Origin of the sequence: Klebsiella sp. AqSCr, from assembly GCF_008452795.1 — a bacterium.
Lineage (GTDB): Bacteria > Pseudomonadota > Gammaproteobacteria > Enterobacterales > Enterobacteriaceae > Klebsiella > Klebsiella pneumoniae.
In genome coordinates this window covers 2,548,964-2,571,004 of the sequence record NZ_MJDM01000005.1, presented here as the reverse complement: position 1 = coordinate 2,571,004, position 22,041 = coordinate 2,548,964, and the positions used below count along the sequence as shown (strand labels likewise).

General features: G+C 56.2%; 22 protein-coding genes. 15 read left to right on the top strand and 7 right to left on the bottom strand.

Annotation, left to right across the window (positions count from 1 at the left end):
• Window positions 1-2: 2 nt before the first annotated feature.
• The 4 genes from BHE81_RS16625 (at window position 3) to tldD (ending at window position 7,416) form a co-directional block, all read left to right on the top strand.
• Window positions 3-584, top strand: a complete 582-nt coding sequence (locus tag BHE81_RS16625) for a Maf family protein (RefSeq protein ID WP_002918646.1) — start codon at window positions 3-5, stop codon at window positions 582-584.
• Window positions 585-586: 2 nt separating this feature from the next.
• Window positions 587-2,056: a ribonuclease G gene (rng, locus tag BHE81_RS16620; RefSeq protein WP_002918644.1), complete on the top strand. Its 1,470-nt coding sequence runs from the start codon at window positions 587-589 to the stop codon at window positions 2,054-2,056.
• A gap of 37 nt (window positions 2,057-2,093) precedes the next feature.
• Window positions 2,094-5,891, top strand: a complete 3,798-nt coding sequence (yhdP, locus tag BHE81_RS16615; RefSeq protein ID WP_023301468.1) for an AsmA2 domain-containing protein YhdP — start codon at window positions 2,094-2,096, stop codon at window positions 5,889-5,891.
• Window positions 5,892-5,979: 88 nt separating this feature from the next.
• On the top strand, window positions 5,980-7,416 hold the full coding sequence (gene tldD, locus BHE81_RS16610) for a metalloprotease TldD (protein ID WP_149888812.1): 1,437 nt from the start codon (window positions 5,980-5,982) through the stop codon (window positions 7,414-7,416).
• A gap of 35 nt (window positions 7,417-7,451) precedes the next feature.
• Here the strand turns inward: tldD and aaeR are convergent, their stop codons facing one another.
• Complete coding sequence (gene aaeR, locus BHE81_RS16605; RefSeq protein ID WP_002918641.1) at window positions 7,452-8,381, bottom strand: HTH-type transcriptional activator AaeR; 930 nt, start codon at window positions 8,379-8,381, stop codon at window positions 7,452-7,454.
• Between the two features lie 131 nt (window positions 8,382-8,512).
• On the opposite strand from aaeR, the gene aaeX reads away from it, so the two are divergent.
• From aaeX to BHE81_RS16585, 4 genes are all read left to right on the top strand, one after another.
• Window positions 8,513-8,716: a p-hydroxybenzoic acid efflux pump operon protein AaeX gene (gene aaeX, locus BHE81_RS16600; protein ID WP_002918640.1), complete on the top strand. Its 204-nt coding sequence runs from the start codon at window positions 8,513-8,515 to the stop codon at window positions 8,714-8,716.
• Between the two features lie 7 nt (window positions 8,717-8,723).
• Entirely contained in the window at window positions 8,724-9,656 is a 933-nt protein-coding gene (gene aaeA, locus BHE81_RS16595; protein WP_002918639.1) for a p-hydroxybenzoic acid efflux pump subunit AaeA, read from the top strand.
• Window positions 9,657-9,661: 5 nt separating this feature from the next.
• Complete coding sequence (gene aaeB / locus BHE81_RS16590) at window positions 9,662-11,629, top strand: p-hydroxybenzoic acid efflux pump subunit AaeB (RefSeq protein WP_002918632.1); 1,968 nt, start codon at window positions 9,662-9,664, stop codon at window positions 11,627-11,629.
• A gap of 79 nt (window positions 11,630-11,708) precedes the next feature.
• Window positions 11,709-11,984 carry a barstar family protein gene (locus tag BHE81_RS16585; protein WP_002918629.1) on the top strand — a complete coding sequence of 92 codons (276 nt, stop codon included), beginning with the start codon at window positions 11,709-11,711 and terminating at the stop codon, window positions 11,982-11,984.
• A gap of 50 nt (window positions 11,985-12,034) precedes the next feature.
• Here BHE81_RS16585 and yhcN-B read toward each other — a convergent pair whose 3' ends face one another.
• From yhcN-B to argR, 3 genes are all read right to left on the bottom strand, one after another.
• Window positions 12,035-12,301 (bottom strand): DUF1471 family stress response protein YhcN-B, encoded by a 267-nt coding sequence (gene yhcN-B, locus BHE81_RS16580; RefSeq protein WP_002918627.1) that lies wholly within the window; start codon window positions 12,299-12,301, stop codon window positions 12,035-12,037.
• A 98-nt stretch (window positions 12,302-12,399) separates the two neighbouring features.
• The gene (gene yhcN, locus BHE81_RS16575) at window positions 12,400-12,663 is read right to left on the bottom strand and encodes a peroxide/acid stress response protein YhcN (protein WP_149888811.1); all 264 of its coding nucleotides are present in this window, start codon (window positions 12,661-12,663) and stop codon (window positions 12,400-12,402) included.
• Window positions 12,664-13,038: 375 nt separating this feature from the next.
• Entirely contained in the window at window positions 13,039-13,509 is a 471-nt protein-coding gene (argR, locus tag BHE81_RS16570) for a transcriptional regulator ArgR (RefSeq protein ID WP_002918625.1), read from the bottom strand.
• 414 nt (window positions 13,510-13,923) lie between these two features.
• On the opposite strand from argR, the gene mdh reads away from it, so the two are divergent.
• Entirely contained in the window at window positions 13,924-14,862 is a 939-nt protein-coding gene (gene mdh, locus BHE81_RS16565) for a malate dehydrogenase (RefSeq protein ID WP_002918570.1), read from the top strand.
• A 136-nt stretch (window positions 14,863-14,998) separates the two neighbouring features.
• Here mdh and degS read toward each other — a convergent pair whose 3' ends face one another.
• The 3 genes from degS to zapG form a co-directional block, all read right to left on the bottom strand.
• Window positions 14,999-16,057: an outer membrane-stress sensor serine endopeptidase DegS gene (degS, locus tag BHE81_RS16560; RefSeq protein ID WP_002918568.1), complete on the bottom strand. Its 1,059-nt coding sequence runs from the start codon at window positions 16,055-16,057 to the stop codon at window positions 14,999-15,001.
• Window positions 16,058-16,144: 87 nt separating this feature from the next.
• Window positions 16,145-17,512 (bottom strand): serine endoprotease DegQ, encoded by a 1,368-nt coding sequence (gene degQ, locus BHE81_RS16555; RefSeq protein WP_004174125.1) that lies wholly within the window; start codon window positions 17,510-17,512, stop codon window positions 16,145-16,147.
• A gap of 173 nt (window positions 17,513-17,685) precedes the next feature.
• Window positions 17,686-18,084, bottom strand: coding sequence for a Z-ring associated protein ZapG (gene zapG / locus BHE81_RS16550; RefSeq protein ID WP_002918565.1), 399 nt, complete (start codon window positions 18,082-18,084; stop codon window positions 17,686-17,688).
• 190 nt (window positions 18,085-18,274) lie between these two features.
• On the opposite strand from zapG, the gene zapE reads away from it, so the two are divergent.
• From zapE to sspB, 6 genes are all read left to right on the top strand, one after another.
• The gene (gene zapE, locus BHE81_RS16545; protein WP_004144945.1) at window positions 18,275-19,402 is read left to right on the top strand and encodes a cell division protein ZapE; all 1,128 of its coding nucleotides are present in this window, start codon (window positions 18,275-18,277) and stop codon (window positions 19,400-19,402) included.
• A gap of 265 nt (window positions 19,403-19,667) precedes the next feature.
• Window positions 19,668-20,096 carry a 50S ribosomal protein L13 gene (gene rplM, locus BHE81_RS16540; protein WP_002918559.1) on the top strand — a complete coding sequence of 143 codons (429 nt, stop codon included), beginning with the start codon at window positions 19,668-19,670 and terminating at the stop codon, window positions 20,094-20,096.
• Between the two features lie 15 nt (window positions 20,097-20,111).
• Window positions 20,112-20,504 (top strand): 30S ribosomal protein S9, encoded by a 393-nt coding sequence (gene rpsI / locus BHE81_RS16535; protein ID WP_000829818.1) that lies wholly within the window; start codon window positions 20,112-20,114, stop codon window positions 20,502-20,504.
• 57 nt (window positions 20,505-20,561) lie between these two features.
• Window positions 20,562-20,846 (top strand): hypothetical protein, encoded by a 285-nt coding sequence (locus BHE81_RS28285; protein ID WP_135801240.1) that lies wholly within the window; start codon window positions 20,562-20,564, stop codon window positions 20,844-20,846.
• Window positions 20,816-21,454: a stringent starvation protein SspA gene (sspA, locus tag BHE81_RS16530; RefSeq protein WP_002918467.1), complete on the top strand. Its 639-nt coding sequence runs from the start codon at window positions 20,816-20,818 to the stop codon at window positions 21,452-21,454. Before BHE81_RS28285 ends, sspA begins: the two co-directional genes overlap by 31 nt.
• Window positions 21,455-21,457: 3 nt before the next feature.
• Window positions 21,458-21,952 (top strand): ClpXP protease specificity-enhancing factor, encoded by a 495-nt coding sequence (gene sspB, locus BHE81_RS16525; RefSeq protein WP_002918465.1) that lies wholly within the window; start codon window positions 21,458-21,460, stop codon window positions 21,950-21,952.
• Window positions 21,953-22,041: the final 89 nt, after the last annotated feature.

Genomic DNA, 22,041 nt, shown 5'->3' with positions numbered 1-22,041 from the left:
ATATGACAACTCTGTATCTCGCTTCTGGTTCCCCGCGTCGGCAGGAACTGCTGACTCAGCTTGGTCTCGCTTTCGAGCGTCTGGTTCCTGGTATCGAGGAGCAGCGCCAGCCGCAGGAGAGCGCCCAGCACTATGTCGTCCGCCTGGCGCGCGAAAAAGCGCAGGCCGGGGTGGCGATGGCCACCCGCGATTTGCCGGTGCTGGGAGCGGATACGATTGTCATTTTGAACGGCGAAGTGCTGGAAAAACCGCGCGACGCCGAACACGCTGCAGCGATGCTGCGTTTGCTTTCCGGCCACACCCATCAGGTCATGACCGCGGTGGCGCTGGCGGATAAGCAGCAAACGCTGGACTGTCTGGTGGTCACGGAAGTGACCTTCCGGCGGCTCAGCGAGCAGGATATCGCCGATTATGTGGCCAGCGGCGAGCCTTTAGATAAAGCAGGTGCATACGGTATTCAAGGGTTGGGTGGTTGCTTCGTCAGGAAGATTAATGGCAGCTATCACGCCGTAGTCGGCTTACCGCTGGTGGAAACGTATGAGTTGCTCAGTAACTTTAACTCACTGCGTAAAGGAAAGGGATAAAGATGACGGCTGAATTATTAGTTAACGTAACGCCATCCGAAACGCGCGTTGCGTATATTGATGGCGGTATTCTGCAGGAAATCCATATTGAGCGTGAAGCGCGACGCGGAATAGTAGGCAATATCTACAAAGGTCGTGTTAGCCGAGTGCTGCCGGGAATGCAGGCGGCTTTTGTAGATATTGGTCTGGATAAGGCGGCGTTCCTTCACGCCTCCGATATCATGCCGCATACCGAGTGCGTCGCCGGTGAGGAGCAAAAGCAGTTTACCGTGCGCGATATTTCGGAGCTGGTGCGCCAGGGCCAGGACCTGATGGTCCAGGTGGTTAAAGATCCGCTGGGTACCAAAGGCGCGCGTCTGACCACCGATATTACCCTGCCTTCCCGCTATCTGGTCTTTATGCCAGGCGCCTCCCACGTGGGGGTCTCTCAGCGGATTGAAAGCGAAGCCGAGCGCGAGCGCCTAAAAAAGGTCGTCGCAGAATATTGCGATGAGCAGGGCGGGTTTATCATTCGCACCGCTGCGGAAGGCGTTCACGAGCAGGAGATGGCCGCCGATGCCGCTTATCTTAAGCGCGTATGGACCAAGGTGATGGAGCGCAAAAAGCGCAACCAGACCCGCTATCAGCTGTATGGCGAGCTGGCTCTGGCCCAGCGCGTGCTGCGTGATTTTGCCGATGCGCAACTGGATCGCATTCGCGTCGACTCGCGTCTGACCTATGAGGCGTTGCTCGAATTCACCGCCGAATATATCCCGGAAATGACCAGCAAGCTGGAACACTACAGCGGCCGTCAGCCGATATTCGATCTCTTTGACGTTGAGAACGAAATTCAGCGCGCGCTGGAGCGTAAAGTCGAGCTCAAATCGGGGGGCTATCTGATCATCGACCAGACCGAGGCGATGACCACCATCGATATCAACACCGGGGCCTTTGTCGGGCACCGCAATCTTGACGATACGATCTTCAATACCAACATCGAAGCCACCCAGGCGATAGCCCGCCAGCTACGTTTGCGTAATCTCGGCGGCATTATCATCATTGATTTCATAGACATGAACAATGAAGATCACCGTCGACGGGTGTTGCACTCTTTAGAGCAGGCGCTGAGTAAAGATCGGGTGAAGACCAGCATTAACGGCTTCTCCCAGCTGGGCCTGGTGGAGATGACCCGTAAACGCACCCGTGAAAGCGTGGAGCATGTGCTGTGCAACGAGTGCCCAACCTGCCACGGACGTGGAACGGTAAAGTCGGTGGAAACGGTGTGCTATGAGATTATGCGTGAGATCGTCCGCGTACATCATGCTTATGATTCCGATCGCTTCCTGGTCTATGCTTCCCCTGCGGTGGCGGAAACCCTGAAAGGGGAAGAGTCGCATGCGCTGGCGGAAGTGGAAATCTTTGTCGGCAAACAGGTGAAGGTACAAATTGAGCCGCTCTATAATCAAGAGCAGTTCGATGTGGTTATGATGTAAGACACCGCGTCATTGTGCGGCTGACAAGGAGAGAGGCGTGAGGCGACTGCCCGGGATTTTATTGCTCACCGTGGCAACATTGATTGTTATCGTCGCGCTGCTGGTGAGTGGCTTGCGTCTCGTGTTGCCACAGCTCGACGCCTGGCGTCCGCAGCTGCTGGAGAAGATCTCCACCCTCACCGGTACGCCGGTGGACGCCTCGCAGATCACCGCCAGCTGGCAGACTTTTGGTCCGACGTTAGACGCCCGCGATATCCATGTCGGGCTGAAAGATGGCGGCACAATGGCGGTCAAGCGCGTAACCCTGGCGCTGGATGTCTGGCAGAGCCTGCTGCATATGCGCTGGCAGTTCCGCGACCTCACCTTCTGGCAGCTGCAGGTCCATACCAATACCCCTATTCAGACCAATGACGGTGGCGAAAGCCTGAAAACCGACCGCATCAGCGATCTCTTTTTACGTCAGTTCGATCACTTTACTCTGCGCGACAGCCATCTGAGCTTCCTGACCCTTTCCGGTCAGCGGGCGGAGCTGGCGGTTCCGCAACTGACATGGCTTAACGGCAGGAACCGTCATCGCGCCGAGGGGCAGCTCAGCCTCTCCAGCCTCACCGGCCAGCATGGCGTCATGCAGGTGCGGATGGATCTTCGCGATGAGGATGGCCTGCTGAATAAAGGCCGGGTCTGGCTACAGGCGGATGATATCGACGTCAAACCGTGGCTGGGACGCTGGATGCAGGACAATATCGCCCTGAAAAGCGCCCGCTTCAGCCTCGAAGGCTGGATGACCATTGAAAAAGGCGATGTGGCCAGCGGCGACGTATGGCTGAAAAAAGGGGGCGCCAGCTGGCAGGGCGATAACGAAGTCCATCATTTGTCGGTGGATAACCTGACGGCGCATCTCTCCCATGATAAGCAAAGCTGGGCCTTTTATATTCCCGATACGCGGATCGCTATCGATGATAAACCCTGGCCAAGCGGAGCCCTGGCGATGGCGTGGATCCCGGCGCAGGACGTTGGTGGCGACGATCGTCAGCGTAGCGATGAGTTACGTATTCGCGCCAGCAATTTGGCCCTCAGCGGCCTGAGCGGGTTACAGCCGTTTGCTGATAAGCTGGCGCCTTCTCTGGGCGAACTCTGGCGAACCACGCAGCCTGGCGGCAAAATCAATTTGCTGGCTCTCGATATCCCCCTGCAGGCGACGGAGAAAACGCGTTTTCAGGCGCAGTGGAGCGATCTGGCGTGGAAGCAGTGGAAACTCCTGCCGGGGGCAGAGCACTTCTCCGGCAGTCTGAATGGCAGCGTTGAGCACGGGGAATTACGCGCTCATATGGCGAAGGCGCTGATGCCGTATGCCGGCGTCTTCCGCGCGCCGCTGGAGATAGCCGCTGGCGAAGCCACGCTCAGTTGGGTGAAAAACGACAAAGGGTTTATGCTTGATGGCCGCGATATAGACGTGCAGGCGACAGGCGTACGCGCCCGCGGCGGCTTCCGCTATCTGCAACCGCAGGGGGACGATCCCTGGCTGGGTATTCTGGCGGGCATCAGCACCAATGACGGTGGCCAGGCATGGCGTTATTTCCCGGAAAATCTGATGGGCAAAGCGCTGGTGGACTATCTCAGCGGCGCGATTAAAGCGGGGCAAGCCAGCGATGCGACGCTGGTGTATGGCGGCAATCCGCATCTATTCCCTTATCCGCATAATGAAGGCCAGTTCCAGGTTTATGTTCCGCTGAAGAACGCCACTTTTGCCTTCCAACCGGACTGGCCGGCGCTAACCGGGCTGAACATCGATCTCAATTTTATCAACAACGGCCTGTGGATGCGGGCGGATAAAGCGATGCTTGGCAACGTGACCGCCAGCAATCTCGATGCCGCGATCCCGGACTATGCGCAGGAAAAACTGCTGATTGATGCCGATATCAAAGGCCCGGGCAAAGAGGTTGGACCTTACTTTAATACTACGCCGCTGAAAGAGTCGCTCGGGGCGGCGCTGGATTCCCTGCAGCTGGATGGGGATGTGAGCGCTCGCTTACATCTGAATATCCCCCTCGACGGCGAGATGACCACCGCGAAAGGCGATGTGCGCCTGCAGAATAATAGCCTGTTTATCAAACCGTTAGATACTACGCTGCAGAACCTGAGCGGTAATTTCAGCTTTGTGAATGGCGATCTCAATAGTCAAACGTTGAGCGCGACCTGGTTTAATCAGCCGCTGAACCTCAATTTTTCCACCCGCGAAGGTGAAAAAGCGTTTCTGGTGGATGTCGGGATGAATGCCAACTGGCAGCCGTCGCGCACCGGGCTGCTGCCGAAAGCCGTGAGTGAGGCGTTGAGCGGTAGCGTCCCGTGGGATGGCAAGGTCGCCATCGAACTGCCGTACCATGGCAATGCCAGCTATAAGGTCGATATCAACGGCGATCTGAAGAATGTGAGCAGTCGCTTACCTTCGCCAGTCAGTAAGCCCGCCGGCGAACCCCTTCCGGTCAAAATTAACGTCGCCGGCGGCCTGAGCAGCTTCGACCTGACCGGCTCCGTCGGGGCGAAGAATCATATTAACAGCCGCTGGTTGCTCAATCATAAGCTGACGCTGGATAGAGCGATCCTTACCACTGACAGCAAAGGGCACTCTCCGCTGCCCGATCAGCCCGGTATCGAGCTCAATCTGCCGCCGATGGATGGCGCGCAGTGGCTGGCGCTCTTCGAGAACGGCGCGGCAAATGAAGTGAGCAGCAGCGTGCTCTTTCCACCGCGCATTGTGCTGCGTACGCCGTCGCTGGCCCTTGCGGGGCAACAGTGGAACAACGTCAGTCTGATGTCCCAGCCGGTCGCCGGCGGCTCGCAGGTTGAGGCGCAGGGGCGTGAGATCAATGCCACATTGACGATGCGCGACAACGCTCCGTGGCTGGCAAATGTGCGTTATCTCTATTTCAATCCGGCCAGCGCCAGCGGCCAGAACGCAACAGAGAATGTGGCCCCCCAGACGGCGACGCGGCTGGATTTCCATGGCTGGCCCGATCTGCAGCTACGCTGCGCGGAATGCTGGCTGTGGGGACAAAAATATGGCCGCATCGATGGGGATGTGGCGATCAAAGGGGATACCTTAACGCTCTCCAACGGTCTGGTGGATACCGGGTTTGGCCGGCTGACGACCAACGGCGTGTGGGTGAACGCCCCTTCAGGGGTTCGAACCTCGCTGAAAGGCAGACTGCACGGCAATAAGACGGATGCATTTGCGGATTTCTTTGGCGTCTCCACGCCGGTGAAGGATTCGCCGTTTGATATCGACTACGATCTGCACTGGCGCGCGCCGCCCTGGTCACCGGATGTCGCGTCGCTCAATGGCATCATTAAAAGCCACCTGGGCAAGGGGCAGTTTACCGACCTGAGTACCGGGCACGCTGGCCAGCTGCTGCGTCTGCTGAGTGTGGATGCCCTGCTGCGTAAACTGCGTTTCGATTTCAGCGATACCTTCAGCGAAGGCTTTTACTTCGATTCGATTAACAGTACGGCATGGATTAAGGATGGCGTACTGCATACCGATGATACGCTGGTGGATGGCCTTGAAGCGGATATTGCTATGAAAGGGTCGGTCGATCTGGTGCGTCGCCAGCTGGATCTGCAGGCGGTGGTGGCGCCGGAGATCTCCGCGACCGTCGGCGTGGCGGCGGCCTTTGCCGTCAACCCCATCGTCGGCGCGGCGGTATTTGCCGCCAGCAAAGTGCTGGGTCCGCTGTGGAATAAAGTTTCGATTCTGCGCTACCGCATCACCGGCCCGATTGACCAGCCGCAGATCAATGAAGTGCTGCGCCAGGCGCGCAGCAATAAAAAGCAATGATTTGACGATTGCCGGGAATTGCCGCAATCTCAATAGATAGCCTTCTGTATTTCCGCCTGTCAGGCGGCAACAAACGAGTAGCATAACGATGAGTCTGAACCTGGTAAGTGAACAATTACTGTCGGCAAATGGCCTGAATCATCAGGACCTGTTTGCCATTCTTGGTCAACTGACCGAGCGCCGCCTCGATTACGGTGATCTCTATTTTCAGTCGAGCTATCACGAATCCTGGGTTCTGGAAGACAGCATCATTAAAGATGGGTCGTACAATATCGACCAGGGCGTAGGCGTGCGCGCCGTCAGCGGCGAAAAAACGGGCTTTGCCTACGCCGATCAGATCAGCAAACTGGCGCTGGAGCAGAGCGCCCAGGCGGCGCGGACCATTGTGCGCGACACCGGCAATGGCAAAGTGCAGACCCTCGGCGCCGTAGAGCATCGTGCCCTGTACACCAGCATCGACCCGCTGCAGAGTATGACCCGGGAAGAGAAGCTGGATATTCTGCGCCGGGTAGACAAAGTCGCCCGGGCGGCGGACCAGCGGGTGCAGGAGGTTTCAGCCAGCCTGAGCGGGGTGTATGAGCTGATCCTGGTCGCCGCCACCGATGGCACTCTGGCCGCCGACGTTCGTCCGCTGGTTCGTCTTTCCGTCAGCGTGCTGGTGGAAGAGGATGGCAAGCGTGAGCGCGGCAGTAGCGGCGGTGGCGGGCGTTTTGGTTATGACTATTTCCTCGCCTCCCAGGAGGGCGACGTGCGGGCCGATGCCTGGGCGAAAGAAGCGGTGCGCATGGCGCTGGTCAACCTCTCGGCGGTCGCGGGGATGCTGCCGGTGGTGCTCGGCGCCGGCTGGCCTGGCGTCCTGCTGCATGAAGCGGTCGGCCATGGGCTGGAAGGCGATTTCAACCGGCGTGGCACCTCGGTCTTTAGCGGCCATATGGGGGAATTAGTCGCCTCTGAGCTGTGCACCGTAGTGGATGACGGCACCATCGCCGATCGCCGTGGCTCGGTGGCCATTGATGACGAAGGGACGCCGGGGCAATACAACGTGCTAATCGAAAACGGCATTCTGAAAGGCTATATGCAGGATAAACTCAACGCGCGCCTGATGGGCGTCGCACCGACCGGCAATGGCCGACGTGAGTCGTATGCCCATCTGCCGATGCCGCGTATGACCAACACCTATATGCTGGCGGGCCAGTCGACGCCACAGGAGATTATCGAATCGGTCGACTACGGTATCTTTGCGCCTAACTTCGGCGGCGGGCAGGTGGATATCACCTCCGGTAAATTCGTCTTTTCCACTTCCGAGGCCTATCTGATCGAAAAAGGGAAGGTCACGAAGGCGGTGAAAGGGGCCACGCTGATTGGCTCCGGCATTGAGACCATGCAGCAGATTTCGATGGTGGGCAACGACCTGCGCCTGGATAACGGCGTCGGCGTCTGTGGCAAAGAGGGCCAGAGCGTGCCGGTGGGCGTCGGCCAGCCGACCCTGAAGGTCGATAACCTTACTGTCGGCGGCACCGCCTGATCCTGACCTGGTTCCCGGCGCTGCCGGGAACCGCTTCACCGGGCGATCCCGCGCCCGTGCATGCCCTGATAGATCTTCGCCACGTCGACAAAATACTCCGTCAGATAGTTGATACAGACCTGCACTTTCAGCGGCAGTTTATCCTTTTCCGTATACAGGGCGTAGACCGGTCGCGGATCGGACTGATAGCTGGGCAGCAGGATCTCAAGCTCACCGCGGTTGATCTCTTCGATCGCCCACATTAAGGGTACATAGGCGATACCCACCCCGGCGGTCAGCCAGCGCACCAGCGTCATAGGGTCGTTGGTCACGAAGCGCCCCTGCGGGGTCAGGCGGGTCGAGATCCCTTCCGGCGCGATAATGACAAACTCATTGTCCGGCCGCACGCTATATTCCAGCCAGGCATGTCCGGCAAGGTCGGCCGGTTTCTCTGGATTGCCAGCCTGCGCCAGATAGCTTTTAGCGGCGCATAATACCATCGGCATTGAGCCCAGGCGGCGGGAAAAAAGGCTGGAATCCTGCAGGGCGCCCACGCGGATCACCACGTCAAGGCCGTCGGCGATCAGGTCTGGCGCAGGTATGCCGGTGACCAGATTAACAGAGAGCCCGGGGTATTCTTTGAGCATTTTCGCCGTTATGCGCGCCAGAACATTCTGTGCCATAGTTGAAGAGCAGCCGATGCGCAGCGTCCCGATGGGGGTATTGTTAAATGCGTATAATTGCTCATGGACATCCTGCGCTTCAAACAGCATCCTACGGCAGCCCTGGTAATAGATTTTACCTGCTTCAGTTAAGCCAAGGCTGCGGGTGCTGCGGTTGAGCAGCTTTACCTGCAGCTCATCTTCCAGTTTGGCGACGGTCTGACTGATCGAGGAAACGCTCATCTGAAGCTGGCGGGCCGCTGCGGTGAATGAACCTAATTCGACCACTTTGGCGAAAACGGACATGCGTTTTAATCGTTCCATTATTCACTCTGGCTTAAAAGTGATTTAGATCACACATTGTAGATAATGCGGCAATCGTTACGTTAATATATTGTTAGCTACATAATAAACGCATCTGCTCACTACCTGTACGCTTCTTATTCAAGGTCATCATGAGTCTGTTTCCTGTCATCGTGATTTTCGGCTTATCGTTTCCGCCGATCTTCTTCGAGTTGCTTTTGTCGCTGGCTATCTTTTGGCTGGTGCACCGACTGCTGGTTCCGACCGGCATTTACGATTTTGTCTGGCACCCAGCACTGTTTAATACGGCGCTCTATTGCTGCCTTTTTTATTTGATATCGCGCTTGTTCGTTTGAGGTTGATGTGAAAACACTAACAAGAAATATCCTCCGTACTGCCATTACCGTGATACTGGTCATTCTGGCCTTCGTGGCGATTTTCCGCGCCTGGGTTTATTACACCGCCTCGCCGTGGACGCGTGATGCGCGCTTTAGCGCCGACATTGTGGCGATTGCCCCCGACGTCTCCGGGCTGATTTCTCAGGTAAACGTCAAGGATAACCAACTGGTTAAGAAAGACCAGGTATTGTTCGTTATTGACCAACCTCGTTACCAAAAAGCGCTGGCGCAGGCGGAAGCTGATGTCGCCTATTATCAGACGTTAGCTCAGGAAAAACGTGTCGAAGCCGGTCGGCGTAATAAGCTTGGCGTACAGGCGATGTCGCGGGAAGAGATTGATCAGGCGAACAACGTACTGCAAACCGTTGAACATCAGCTGGCGAAAGCGGTCGCTAGTCGCGACCTGGCCAGGCTAGATCTGGAGCGGACGGTCATTCGCGCCCCTGCGGATGGCTGGGTGACTAACCTTAACGTCTACACTGGGGAATTTATCACCCGTGGCTCCACGGCGGTGGCGCTGGTGAAAGAGAATACGTTTTACGTCATGGCCTATCTGGAAGAGACCAAACTGGAGGGCGTCCGTCCAGGCTATCGTGCGGAGATTACCCCGCTGGGCAGCAGCAAAACCATTAAAGGGACGGTGGACAGTATCGCTGCGGGGGTGACCAACGCCAGCAGCAGCAGCGACTCGAAAGGGATGGCCTCGGTCGACTCCAACCTTGAGTGGGTGCGTCTGGCGCAGCGTGTGCCGGTGCGTATTCGCCTCGATCACCAGCAGGGGAATCTGTGGCCATCGGGCACCACGGCGACGGTAGTGATCACCGGTCAAGAAGATCGTGATACCAGCCAGGCCAACTTCTTCCAGAAACTGGCTATGCGCCTGCGCGAATTTGGTTAATCGCTATGGGGACATATACCATTGCTCCCCGGCATCTCCGCTTTGCCATTAAGCTTGCATGCGCGGTGGTGCTGGCGCTGTTTGTCGGTTTCCATTTTCAGCTCGAAACGCCGCGCTGGGCGGTACTGACGGCAGCGATCGTCGCCGCCGGGCCGGCCTTTGCTGCTGGCGGCGAACCGTACTCTGGCGCGATCCGCTATCGCGGTATGTTGCGTATTGCCGGGACCTTTATTGGCTGTATTGCGGCGCTGGTTATCATCATCCTGATGATCCGCGCGCCTCTGCTGATGATGCTGGTCTGCTGTCTGTGGGCCGGGTTTTGTACCTGGGTTTCGTCGCTGGTCAAGGTCGAAAACTCCTATGCCTGGGGGCTGGCCGGGTACACCGCGCTGATTATCATTATTACCATCCATACCAATCCGATGCTGGCGCCGCAGTTTGCTGTCGAACGCTGCAGCGAAATTGTCATCGGTATTGTCAGCGCCATCGTCGCCGATCTCCTGTTTTCGCCGCGTTCGATTAAAAAAGAGATCGACCTCGAGCTCGATAATCTGCTAATTGCACAGTATAAGCTGATGCAGTTATGCGTCGCGCACGGTGAAAAAGAGGAAGTGGATCAAGCCTGGGGAGCGCTGGTACGCCGCACTACGGCGCTGGAAGGTATGCGTAGTAACCTGATTATGGAATCCTCACGCTGGGCAAAGGCCAATCAGCGCCTGAAGGCGATCAACACCCTTTCGCTAACCCTTATCACCCAGGCTTGCGAAACCTATCTGATTCAGAACTCACGCCCGGAAATGGTCACGGACGACTATCGCGAGCTGTTCGCCGAGCCGGTTGAGACGGTGCAGGATGTTCACCAGCAGCTGAAGCGCATGCGCCGCTTCCTGACCTGGAAAGGCGAGCATAATACCCCGGTCACGATTTATAGCTGGGTGGGCGCCGCCACGCGTTACCTGCTGCTTAAGCGCGGCGTGGTGGGGAATACTAAAATCAGCCGTATCGAGGATGGCGTGTTGCGCGGCGAAACGGTGGTTAAAGTGGAGTCCGCCGAACGTCATCACGCGATGGTGAACTTCTGGCGCACCTCTGTCTCCTGTATTCTCGGAACGCTATTCTGGCTGTGGACGGGCTGGACCTCAGGCAGCGGCGCGATGGTAATGATCGCCGTGGTTACCGCGCTGGCGATGCGCCTGCCAAACCCGCGTATGGTGGCGATAGACTTCCTCTATGGCACCCTGGCGGCGTTACCGTTGGGCACCTTGTACTTCCTGGTGATCATGCCGGCGACGCAGCAGAGCATGCTGTTGCTTTGCATCAGCCTGGCGGCGATGGCGTTCTTTATCGGGATCGAAGTGCAAAAAAGGCGTCTCGGATCGCTGGGGGCGCTGGCGAGCACCATCAACATTCTGGTGCTGGATAACCCGATGCAGTTCCAGTTCAGCCAGTTCCTCGATAGCGCGCTGGGGCAGATCGTCGGCTGTTTCCTCGCTCTGATGGTTATTCTTATTGTCAGGGATAACTCCCGGGCCAGAACCGGTCGGGTGCTGCTGAACCAGTTTGTCTCCGCGGCGGTCTCTTCGCTGACCACCAACTCGGCGCGTCGCAAAGAGAATCATCTGCCCGCGCTCTATCAGCAGCTGTTTTTATTACTCAATAAATTCCCAGGTGACGTCGCCCGTTTCCGTCTGGCCTTGACGTTAATCATCGCCCATCAGCGCTTGCGCGATGCGCCCGTGCCGGTGAACGACGATCTCTCCGCCTTCCATCGTCAGCTGCGACGTACCGCGGACCATGTGATCTCCGCTGGCAGCGATGATAAGCGTCGGCGCTATTTTACCCAGCTGCTGGCGGAGCTTGATGTCTATCAGGAGAAGCTGCGGGTCTGGGAGGCCTCGCCGCAGGTCACCGAGCCGGTACGGCGACTGGTTGAGATGTTGCATAAGTACCAGCATGTGCTGACCAGCAGCTAACCCATAAACCGACGCCCAGGCGTCGGTTTTTTTATCGCTATACTTAACGGCGACAGAAAGAGAAGCGGGAGGGGCTGTCATGACCACCTATACGTTTGATTTTGACGAAATCGCCGAACAACAGGATTTCTACCGGGAGTTTTCCCGAACCTTCGAGCTGGCTCAGGATAAGGTCAACAACCTGGATTCGCTATGGGACGCAGTGACCGGTGGCCTGCTACCGCTGCCGCTGGATATTGAGTTCATCCATTTAAATGACAAGCAGCGCCGGCGCTTTGGCGCATTGATTTTATTGTTTGATGAAGCAGAGGAAGAGCTGGAGGGGGAGTTGCGTTTTAATGCCCGACAAGCATAAAAAAGCCCCCGGCAGGCGGGGGCAAGTCGTCGAAATAAGACGACGAGGGTTTATTTGTACAGCTCAGCGGTGGCGTGCCAGCTATCGCCGGTACGTGCTTCAATAATACGGTAGCTGCTGGCGCCTTCTTTCTCGGCTTTAGCCGCCAGTTCCTGACGCATGTCCATTGGCGCACTACCTACCTGGGATACGGAGATGGTGCCCATGGATTGCAGATTTTGGGCTTGCTCTGCGTTCACTTGCTGGACAGCCGCGCTGGCACCGAAAGAGAGAAGGGAAGCCAGGCCAAGGGATGCGATGATCATTGCGCGTTTCATAATCTTTACTCCAGTCTTTGTTTTGCCGCGGCGGGGCGATGTATGTCGCCGGGCCGCGGTAGAGAATTTTTGTCAGGTTAATCGTTGACGTCTAAAACTTATTTATACAGCTCAGCAGTGGCATGCCAGTGGTCGCCAGTGCGGGCTTCAATAATGCGGTAAGAAGAAGCCCCTTCTTCCTGCGCTTTTTTGTTCAGCATTCCATGCATATCCATCGGGGAAGATGCTACCGCGCCGACGGAAACCGTGCCGATGGCCTCGCGGCCCTGGGCCTGCTCGCTGTTGATAATATCAGCGGCGAAAGCGCCAAACGACACGACGGACAGGATGCTGATAGCAGCTACAGTGGTTTTGATTTTCATGATGTTCACCTCGTCGAATCTTTTTGTTGGGGGTCTTTGTTTCGTGACCCTCATCACAAAACCAAGTATACACTAATCACCAAAAATATTAATACCATGCTAATTGTTTTGTGCGTTAATAGTTACAATAGATTGCGCTTTTTATAACGGATAAGAATTAAAAATGACACGTTAGCGACAGCGATAAGATTTATTTCTAATAAATTCATAAAGGTATACGAATTTGATCTTTTGTGCGTTTTACGATTTTCGCGTTAGTAAAAGAACGTATAGACGGCGTAAATGACACTAAGTGTTAAATAGTTGTTGTGCCAGAAGGGGGGAGAGGCAAAAGAAAGGGGAGTCGCCCTCTGACGGTAGCCAGAGGGGAATTACTCAGAGTTCCTGCTCAAACAGAACCAGAATGGCGTCGTGCAGATCTTTCACCGTAAAACCGCGCGCAGGCGTGGTAAAGATGGTGTCATCCCCGGCGATACTGCCAAGAATGCCTTCCGCTTTGCCCAGCGAGTCGAGAAGACGGGCGATCAGCTGCGCGGCGCCGGGGCTCGTATGAATCACCACTACGGCATCGTTATAGTCGATATCCAGCACCAAATTCTTCAGCGGGCTGGAGGTGGTCGGTACCCCAAGCTCGGCAGGCAAGCAATAGACCATTTCCATTTTGGCGTTACGGGTACGCACCGCACCAAATTTGGTGAGCATGCGGGAAACCTTCGATTGGTTGATATTCTCGAAGCCCTCTTCCTGCAGCGCCTGGACGATCTCTCCCTGCGAGCTGAATTTCTCTTCTTTAAGCAGCGCTTTAAACGCTTTAACCAGTTCTTCTTGTTTTGCCGAACTTCGCATAAGTCACCCAGATTATGGTGGTAAAATCAACATCATTATGCATAACCATGAATTTTTATGCAAATAATCCGCGAAAGGATAGGTCAATAATGTTATGAAGGGGGCATATTTTAGCAAAAAAACCGTATAAGGAACATGTTCTCATCACAACGCTTAAAGCCATGTAAAAGTAAATGAAATGTTATTGAGTTGGTGTTGTTTTGCGCAACTGGCTGGGTGTATTGTAACCAATAGTCGATCCGGTACTTCGCTTTGCTGGATGGTCAGTCAGGAAGCATAAAGTGCGCCGCTGTTCTATTGCTACGCACAATAATGCATTCTTCAGCCATAATCATTGTAATTGTTCATCTTGTGAATTAAGGTCCAGGCGACGGAATAACGAAAGACTAAATTAACCATAATAAGGAGTTTAGGATGAAAGTTGCAGTCCTTGGCGCTGCCGGTGGTATCGGCCAGGCGCTTGCCCTACTACTTAAGACCCAACTGCCTTCAGGTTCAGAGCTCTCGTTGTACGACATCGCTCCGGTTACGCCGGGCGTGGCGGTAGATCTAAGTCATATCCCCACAGATGTAAAAATTAAAGGATTTTCCGGTGAAGACGCTACTCCGGCGCTGGAAGGCGCGGATGTAGTGCTGATCTCCGCGGGCGTGGCGCGTAAGCCCGGCATGGATCGTTCCGACCTGTTTAATGTGAATGCGGGTATCGTGAAGAACCTCGTGCAGCAGATTGCCAAAACCTGCCCGCAGGCCTGCATCGGCATTATCACCAACCCGGTGAATACCACCGTGGCTATCGCCGCCGAAGTACTGAAAAAAGCCGGCGTGTACGATAAAAACAAACTGTTCGGCGTTACCACGCTGGACATCATCCGTTCCAATACCTTTGTGGCGGAGCTGAAAGGTAAATCGGCAACCGAGGTGGAAGTCCCGGTCATTGGTGGTCACTCCGGGGTCACCATTCTGCCTTTACTGTCGCAGATCCCCGGCGTCAGCTTTAGCGATCAGGAAATTGCCGACCTGACTAAACGTATTCAGAACGCCGGTACCGAAGTCGTGGAAGCGAAAGCGGGCGGCGGGTCGGCGACCTTGTCGATGGGCCAGGCGGCTGCCCGTTTTGGTCTCTCTCTGGTTCGCGCCATGCAGGGGGAAAAAGGCGTGGTGGAGTGCGCCTACGTGGAAGGCGACGGCCACTATGCGCGTTTCTTCTCCCAGCCGCTGCTGCTGGGGAAAAACGGCGTGGAAGAGCGACAGTCTATCGGCAAACTCAGCGCCTTTGAACAGCAGGCGCTGGAGGGCATGCTGGACACCCTGAAGAAAGATATCGCGCTCGGCGAAGACTTCGTCAACAAGTAATCTCGCCCTAACAGAAGAGCCGGAACCGCAGTTCCGGCTTTTTATTGTCCAGCATTCATGGAAACCGGGTTTCTGGTCAGATTCCCGGCCGGTCCGGTATTTAGCGATTAACGTGGCTCCCCAAACGGGGAGCCGTTTAGTTGGTGGCCGGGTATTCCTGGACGGCGATATGGAGCGTGATTTTCTTATCATCACGCATGATGACCACCGGAATTTCCGATCCCGGGCGGATCTCGGCCACCTGATCCATCGTCTCCAGTGCCGAGACGGCGGGTTTGTCATTCACGGAGATGATTACGTCGTTGGCGCGGATCCCGGCTTGCGCCGCTGGACCGTCCGGGGCGACATCGTTAACGACGATCCCCTGAATCTGATCGATCCCTCCGCCCTGCGCGTGCAGCGGGGCGATCTCCCGGCCGCTAATGCCGATATAGCCGCGGATCACCCGGCCATCGCGGATCAGTTTATCCATAATTTTGGTCGCTAACTGGAACGGGATCGCAAAGCCAATGCCTTCCGGCGTTTCGCCGTCATTGCTCTTGTCAAAGGAGAGGGTGTTAATCCCCATCAGCTCGCCGAGAGAGTTCACCAGCGCCCCGCCGGAGTTACCGTGGTTGATCGAGGCGTCAGTCTGCAGGAAGTTCTGGCGGCCGGTCGGATTGAGGCCAATGCGCCCTGTGGCGCTGATAATCCCCTGGGTGATGGTCTGCCCCAGGTTATAAGGGTTGCCAATCGCCAGCACCACGTCGCCGATGTGCGGCGTGCGTTTCGGATTGATCGGGATCACCGGCAGCCCGCCGGTAGCATTGATCTTGAGCACGGCGAGATCGGTGAGGGAATCGGATCCTACCAGCAGCGCTTCGAAGACGCGGCCGTCCTGCAGGGCGACGATAATCTGATCGGCATCGTTGATAACATGCTTGTTGGTCAGGATATAGCCGCGCTGATCCATAATCACCCCTGAGCCAAGCGTCAGCTGATTATGGCTGGTGCTGTTCAGGGCGCGGTTATAGACGTTCACCACGGCGGGCGCCGCGCGGCGCACCGCGGCGTTATAGCTCGCCGGGGAGTCGTCTGCCGTATCGTTCTGGGTAGTCGGCGCCAACTGCCACTGGCGCAGCGAGGGCATCAGGGCCAGCAGCAGACCCCCGACAAGCAAACCGATGAGTACTGAACGTAATAACTTTCCAGGCATGATGCAGATATCGTTAATGAATGGTCAGGCGCAGCATAGCATGAGTTGTCCGGACATCGCACATGGCGGCGATGCCCGGAGAGACAATCAGCGCAGCAGCAGATAGATGCTTTCGTTGCCGCGGATCACGTTCAGGGCGATGACCGGCGGTTTACCTTCGAGCGCTTTGCGCAGTTCGGCAATTGAGTGAATACGCTGCCGGTTAAGGCCAATGATAATGTCATCCTTATGCAGACCGACCTGGGCGGCGGCGCTGCCTTTATCCACATTATCGATCACCACTCCTTTGGTGCCATCTTTCATCTGGCCGTCGCTGAACGAGGCCCCCTGCAGCGCCGGGATAATCAGTTCCGCGCTGGCGGTTGAGGAGGTGCTCTTATCCAGGGTCACTTCGACATCGACCGGCTTTCCATCGCGCAGCAGGCCCAGTTTGACCTTGGTACCCGGCTCGGTGGTGGCGATCCGCGAACGCAGTTCGGCGAAACTGTTCAGCGGTTTGCCGTTCAGACTCACGATGACGTCCCCGGATTTAATCCCCGCTTTGGCGGAGCCGGAGTTTGGCAGGACTTCACTGACGAAGGCGCCGCGCTGAACGTTGAGATTCATCGCTTTGGCGATGTCGGCGCTCATTTCCATGCCTTTAATGCCCAACAGGCCGCGCTTGATTTCGCCAAACTGAATAAGCTGGTCGGCGAGGGTTTTCGCCATATTGCTTGGAATGGCAAAGCCGATGCCGATGCTGCCGCCGCCCGGCGCGAGGATCGCGGTGTTGATCCCGATAAGCTCGCCGTTGAGGTTCAGCAGCGCGCCGCCGGAGTTGCCGCGGTTAATCGAGGCGTCGGTCTGAATGAAATTCTCCAGCCCTTCAAGGTTCAAGCCGCTGCGGCCAAGGGCAGAGATAATGCCGGAGGTGGCGGTCTGGCCAAGGCCGAACGGGTTGCCGACGGCGACGGCGAAGTCGCCGACGCGAAGTTTATCAGAGTCAGCAATGGCGATTTGCGTCAGGTGGTCTGGCTTAATCAGTTGCAGCAGAGCGATATCGCTCTGTTCATCGCTCCCGACCAGTTTGGCATCGAACTCACGGCCATCGTTCAGCTGGACGCTGATCTTCTGCGCCTGATTGATGACGTGGTTATTGGTCAGCACATAGCCTTTCGCCGCGTCGATGATAACGCCGGAGCCGAGCCCTTCAAACGGCTGCGCCTGCTCCTGCGGGGCGTTATCGCCAAAATATTTTTTCAGCTCTTCCGGCATATTGAGCGTCGGCGAGGCGGTGCCTTCCACCTGTACGCTAACTACCGCCGGCAGAACCTTTTCCAGCATCGGCGCCAGGCTTGGTAACGCGCCCTGGCCGGGCACCTGAGTCGGTAAGGATGCCGCTGCCGGAGGCAGGACCGACAACGATAACCCAATGCTTAACGCTAACGCACTCAACAGCAAAGTCTGTTTCTTCATTAGATGCTGGCTCTCGTAACCTGAGGTGTATGGAAAAATGTCCTGAATAACCTGATGTTATTGAATTTTTGCACAGGTAACAACGTGGGGACTGGTTTAAATTGTAGCCGGGAAGTGGGGGAAGGAGCGGGCGCGACGGGCGCGCCCGGAGAATATTTTAATCGCAGCGAGGCTTAATCGCGTTTTGCGCCTCCGCGCAGTAAACCGGATGCGCCCTCGGAGTAGTCGCGCGGCATCTGGACCGGCGCCTGATCGTTGCTGGCTTCAGACTCTTCCAGACGGTTGCGGAACGGGTTGGCGTCTGCCATCGAGTCCGGCAGCAGGTTGTTAGAGCTTTTCGCCATATGCTGATATAGCTGACGATAGTCGTGCGCCATGTTATCCAGCAGTTCGGCGCTACGCGCAAAGTGGCTCACCAGCTCTTCACGGTACTCTTCAAGCTCGGCTTTATTCTTTTCCAGTTCGTACTGCAGCGCCTGCTGTTGGCGCAGTTTGCGGTTGCCGAAACGCATGGCGACGGCACCAATGATGATACCGACGACTAACCCAATTAGCGCGTATTCCCAGGTCATGAACATCTCCCGTTGTATTGTGGTTCCGTAGGGTGGCTCTTAGGCTCTCCGCCTGCGCCCGATAGTGCCACTATAACCGCTAATTCCACAGAAGTGGAATCCTGGCGTATCATCGCGTAGTGTAGAACGGCCTTTTTTTCGTCAATCGTGAGCTTCGGCATTACGGTTTTCAAGGAATAACAATTAGATCATGCAAAGCCTGTCTCCAACATCGCGTTACCTTTTAGCCCTGAAAGAGGGCAGCCATCAACCCGACGACGTCCAGCAAGAAGCGGTGAGCCGCCTTGATACCATTTACCAGGAACTGCAGACGCAGCCCGCGCCGGTCGCGTCAGGCGGCGGTTTGCGCGCGAAATTCGGCAAACTGCTGGGTAAGCGCGAGCCGGCTGCCGGGACGGCACCTGTCCGCGGCCTGTATATGTGGGGCGGCGTGGGGCGAGGCAAAACCTGGCTGATGGACCTGTTTTACCAGAGCCTGCCGGGCGAGCGTAAACAGCGCCTGCATTTCCATCGTTTCATGCTGCGCGTACACGAAGAGCTGACCACCCTGCAGGGACATAGCGACCCGCTGGAGATCGTCGCCGACCGCTTTAAAGCGGAAACCGACGTGCTCTGTTTCGACGAGTTTTTTGTCTCCGATATTACCGACGCCATGCTGTTGGGCGGGCTGATGAAAGCCCTGTTCGCCCGCGGCATCACCCTGGTGGCGACCTCCAATATTCCGCCGGATGAACTCTATCGCAATGGCCTGCAGCGGGCCCGTTTTCTACCGGCGATCGACGCCATCAAGCAGCATTGCGATATTATGAACGTCGATGCCGGCATCGATTATCGGCTGCGTACCCTGACGCAGGCGCACCTGTGGCTGTCGCCGCTGAATAACGACACCCGCGAACAGATGGATAAATTGTGGCTCGCGCTGGCGGGCGCGCCGCGCGCTGCCGGGCCGACGCTGGAGATTAACCATCGCGAGCTGCCTACCCTCGGCGTAGAAAACCAGACGCTGGCGGCGTCATTCGCCACGCTATGCGTGGATGCGCGCAGCCAGCATGACTATATCGCGCTCTCCCGACTGTTCCATACGGTGATGCTGTTCGACGTGCCGGTGATGACCGCGCAGCTGGAGAGCGAGGCCCGCCGCTTTATCGCTCTGGTGGATGAGTTCTACGAGCGCCATGTAAAGCTGGTGGTCAGCGCGGCAGTGCCGCTGTACGACATTTACCAGGGCGAGCGGCTGAAGTTTGAGTTCCAGCGCTGTCTCTCTCGTCTGCAGGAGATGCAGAGCGAAGAGTACCTCAAACGTCCGCATATGCCCTGACAGGGGACTTTTTCAGGCGGATTCAGGGCCGCAAGGCCGCCCCGGGCGCGGCCTGAAAAATCTCATAAAGGGGTCGATCTTTGACCCCGACTTCTCTATAATCTTGCGACCCCACGTTACGAGAAGGTTTTTTTCCCGAAACTTTCTATGCGCCGGCATAGGCTATTCGAAGGGGTAGGTTTGCTGGACAATGTCGTGTGAACCTCAACTGACTAAACGTTTGGGTGTTCACCAACGTGTAACTTATTATTTGGGTAAGCTTTTAATGAAAACTTTTACAGCTAAACCAGAAACCGTAAAACGCGACTGGTATGTTGTTGACGCGACCGGTAAAACTCTGGGCCGTCTGGCTACTGAACTGGCTCGTCGCCTGCGCGGTAAGCACAAAGCGGAATACACTCCGCACGTTGATACCGGTGATTACATCATCGTTCTGAACGCAGAAAAAGTTGCTGTTACCGGCAACAAGCGCGAAGACAAAATGTACTACCACCACACCGGCCACATCGGTGGTATCAAAGAAGCGACCTTTGAAGAGATGATTGCCCGCCGTCCTGAGCGTGTGATTGAAATCGCGGTTAAAGGCATGCTGCCAAAAGGCCCGCTGGGTCGTGCTATGTACCGTAAACTGAAAGTTTACGCGGGTAACGAGCACAACCACGCGGCACAGCAACCGCAAGTTCTTGACATCTAATCGGGATTATAGGCAATGGCTGAAAATCAATACTACGGCACTGGTCGCCGCAAAAGTTCCGCAGCTCGCGTTTTCATCAAACCGGGCAACGGTAAAATCGTTATCAACCAGCGTTCTCTGGAACAGTACTTCGGTCGTGAAACTGCCCGCATGGTAGTTCGTCAGCCGCTGGAACTGGTCGACATGGTTGAGAAACTGGATCTGTACATCACTGTTAAAGGTGGTGGTATCTCTGGTCAGGCTGGTGCGATCCGTCACGGTATCACCCGCGCTCTGATGGAGTACGACGAGTCCCTGCGTTCCGAACTGCGTAAAGCTGGCTTCGTTACTCGTGACGCTCGTCAGGTTGAACGTAAGAAAGTCGGTCTGCGTAAAGCACGTCGTCGTCCGCAGTTCTCCAAGCGTTAATTGTTTTCTGCTCACGCAGAACAATTTGCGAAAAAACCCGCTTCGGCGGGTTTTTTTATGGATAAAACGGCTGTTATCCACAAGCATAGCGCCGGTTCTCGCCACTTTTTCAGCATTTCCAGAATCCCCTCACCACAACGTCTTCAAAATCTGGTAAACTATCATCCAATTTTCTGCCCAAATGCTGGTGATTGTTCATTTTTTGTTTTATTCGTGAACGAAGGTGACATCGCGCTAATGGGGTTTTTACATCTGGCTGGTCATGAGTGGCCGGCAGCAGTACAAAATTCTGAATATACCTGGAGGTTTTCATGGCTGTCGCTGCCAACAAACGTTCGGTAATGACGCTGTTTTCTGGTCCTACTGACATCTATAGCCATCAGGTCCGCATTGTGCTGGCCGAGAAGGGTGTCAGTTTTGAGATAGAGCACGTGGAGAAGGATAACCCGCCTCAGGATCTGATTGACCTCAACCCGAATCAAAGCGTACCGACGCTGGTGGATCGTGAGCTCACTCTGTGGGAATCCCGCATCATTATGGAGTATCTGGATGAGCGTTTCCCGCACCCGCCGTTAATGCCGGTTTATCCGGTGGCGCGTGGTGAAAGCCGCCTGTATATGCAACGTATCGAGAAGGACTGGTATTCGCTGATGAACACCATCCAGAGCGGTACCGCAGCGCAAGCTGATGCTGCGCGTAAGCAGCTGCGTGAAGAATTGCTGGCCATCGCGCCGGTCTTCACCCAGAAACCTTACTTCCTGAGCGATGAGTTCAGCCTGGTGGACTGCTACCTGGCGCCGCTGCTGTGGCGTCTGCCGGTTCTTGGTGTGGAGCTGGTTGGCGCTGGCGCGAAAGAGCTCAAAGGCTATATGACTCGCGTATTTGAGCGTGATTCCTTCCTCGCTTCTTTAACTGAAGCCGAGCGTGAAATGCGCCTCGGTCGGGGCTAAATAATGGATGTATCACAGCTGACGCCGCGTCGCCCGTATCTGTTACGGGCGTTTTATGACTGGCTGCTGGATAACCAGCTGACGCCGCACCTGGTGGTGGATGTGACGCTGCCGGGCGTGCTCGTGCCGATGGAGTACGCGCGCGATGGGCAAATCGTTCTCAATATTGCCCCGCGTGCGGTAGGCAATCTCGAGCTGGCGAACGACGAAGTGCGCTTCAACGCGCGCTTTGGCGGCGTACCACGCAACGTGTCTGTCCCGCTGGCTGCGGTACTCGCCATCTACGCCCGTGAGAACGGCGCTGGTACGATGTTCGAACCGGAAGCGGCCTATGACGAAGACGTCAGCAGCCTCAACGATGATGACGTCGCGCCGGAGAGTGAAAGCGAAACGGTGATGTCGGTGATCGATGGCGATAAGCCGGATAATCACGACGACGATCCTGACGACACGCCGCCGCCGCGCGGTGGTCGCCCGGCGCTGCGCGTGGTGAAGTAAATCCCTTCTCTGACAGGCCCTGCGGGGCCTGTTTTTTTGTCTGTCCGCTTTGTTAACTCTGCCACAAACGAGGCGTCCCATGGCTGGTA